The following is a 1739-nucleotide window of genomic DNA, read 5'->3' as shown; positions in this document are numbered from 1 at the left end:
TTCTGGCGCTGGTTCGGGACGACGCCTGTGACGACGGGTCTGTCGGGGTCGCCGTCTAAATACGTGACCATGACCTCCATCCCGATACGGGGGATCACCTGGCCGCCCCAGCCGGCACCCGCCCAGTTCTGCGCCACCCGGACCCAGCAGGTGTCCGAGCCGTCTTTGGCCGCGCGGCGGTCCCAGGGGAACCACAGCTTGATCCGGCCGTATTCGTCGGGGTGGATCTCCTCGCCCTCGGGGCCCGCAACAATCGCCACCTGCGTGCCGTCGATGCGCGGGTGCGGCGTGGTGCGCGGCGGGGTGGCGGGCACATCCGCAGGCAGCGCCAGAAAGCGGTTCACGTATTCGGGCTGGTTCTCGACACTCTCGTAACTGGTGTCCACCACCTCGTGGGTGATCGACAGGATCACGTGCGGCTCAAACACGGTGTCGGGATCGGCCCCGTCATAAGGCGTGAACCGGTGCCCCGGGGCCAGCGTGCGCACCGCACCCGCGCCCTCGACCCGCGCATGCTCCGCCTCCAGCGCCTGCATGCGCAGCTTAGCCACACGCTCGACCTGCGTGTTGTCGATGCCCTCACTGGCGCGCGTGCCCGTGCCATAGCCCGCCTGCACAGGGTATTCATAAAGCTCATAGCCGCCGTTCTTCGGCAGCGTCACCAGCCCCGGCGATGTCGCCCCTGGCACCGTCTCGGGCGTGGTGAAGTTCCAGTCGCGCCCCGCATGGCTGCCGGGGATGTAGCGGAAGCACGTTTCGAACCGGTTAATGTGGTTGCGATCGGTCGAGCCATGGGCAAACCGCACGTCGCCGTCATCCTCAATCGCGTCCAGATAGCCTGCCGGGTGCGACGCGATATGCAGATCATGCGCGCCCTCTTCGTGCTGCCAGAAGAAGAACAGCCCGTCCTCCTGCAGCCGCCGCATCAGGTAGTCGAGATCCGTCTCATTCCACTGGACCGAGTAGTGCTGCCGTGGCGGTGCATCGACCACACCGCGGATCACGGGGGCGGGCAGCCCGTGCTCGCTGCACAGGATCTCGGCCACCTCGGTCGCAGACTTGTCCAGCCAGATGCGGCAATCGCTCTTTTGCGCCAGCATCCACAACGCCGGGCGCAGGACCAGCTGGTAGGATCGCAGCCCCCGGCTGGCGCGCGGGCCCGCGATCAGATTGGTCACGATGGCGTTCCAGGCGCGGCGGACGGCTGGCTCCTGGCTGAGCTCAACACTCACATCGACGGGCTGGCCCAAGAGCTGGTCGGGCGCGATCTCGGGTTCTTTCGAGCGCACCGAGACGGTGATCTCAAACAGCGCCGAGACATGCTCCTCGACCGTCAGCCTCTCGGCCAGAAGGGTGTCATCGCCCAGCGGGGTGGAGATGCGCAGGATACGGTCAGCTTGAACAAAATCAGAGGCGGCGTTCATAAAAAGGGCCTTGCATCACAACTTAAAGAAACTGGACAGAGACTAGTCACGCCCAGCTCCGCGTGACGAGTCGATTGTTACGAGCGGGCAAGCGTCGGCGTATCCTTGCTCGCATCGGTTGCGGGCAAACATCGAAAGGGCTTGCGCGAGGAAGCGCCGCCGACCCGCCACCGCCCATTACGACAGCGACACCATTTTCCACAAAGAGAAACCCGGCAAGGGCCAGCTAGCCTGGCTGGTCCACCTCACCCGCGGCGGGCGGTGTTTCCAGATAGCCTTATCCGACGCGACCTATGGCAGCGATGCAGCTTTGCT

1 protein-coding gene is annotated in these 1739 nt (G+C 65.2%); it reads right to left on the bottom strand.

Translation table 11 applies throughout. The annotated features are described in order from the left end of the window. Positions 1-1424, bottom strand: a 1424-nt coding sequence (tssI, locus tag RA29_RS21620) for a type VI secretion system tip protein TssI/VgrG (RefSeq protein WP_039690037.1), incomplete at its 3' end; no start/stop codon positions are given. Positions 1425-1739 lie beyond the last annotated feature (315 nt).

It is taken from the genome of Tateyamaria sp. ANG-S1, assembly GCF_000814025.1.
Lineage (GTDB): Bacteria > Pseudomonadota > Alphaproteobacteria > Rhodobacterales > Rhodobacteraceae > Tateyamaria.
The sequence above is the reverse complement of the archived record's forward strand: the minus strand, read 5'-3'. Positions and strand labels throughout refer to the sequence as shown.